General features: G+C 76.3%; 1 protein-coding gene. It reads left to right on the forward strand.

What is annotated here, in order from left to right:
- The coding region (locus tag B9S61_RS03985) for an acyltransferase domain-containing protein (protein WP_146064702.1) at positions 1 to 490 on the forward strand (490 nt) is incomplete at both ends.

The raw sequence follows: 490 nt of genomic DNA on the forward strand, positions 1-490 counted from the left end.
ACCGCAGCGCCTTCGAGCACCGGGCCGCCCTCACCGGCACGGACCGGCAGAGCCTGCTGGACGCGCTGGGCGCCCTCGCCGCCGGCGAGCCGTCCGCGGACCTGGTGCGCGGCGTCACCGGCCCGGCCGGCAAGACCGCCTTCCTCTTCCCCGGCCAGGGCAGCCAGCGGACCGGCATGGGCGCGCAGTTGTACGCCCGGTTCCCGGTGTTCGCCGACGCCTTCGACGCGGTCTGCGCTGAACTCGACCCGCTGCTGGACCGTCCCCTGCGGGAGGTGATCGACGCGGCCCCCGGCGACCCGGGCCACGGGCTGCTGGACCGTACCGAGTACACCCAGCCCGCCCTGTTCGCCCTCGGGGTCGCGCTCTTCCGGCTGGTCGAGCACTGGGGCGTACGCGCCGACCTGCTGTTCGGCCACTCGGTGGGCGAACTGGCCGCCGCGCACTGCGCCGGGGTGCTCACGCTGCCCGACGCGGCGGCGCTGGTGGC

The sequence above is a fragment of the Streptomyces sp. SM1 genome (assembly GCF_002910825.1).
GTDB classification, from domain to species: Bacteria; Actinomycetota; Actinomycetes; order Streptomycetales; family Streptomycetaceae; genus Streptomyces; species Streptomyces okerensis.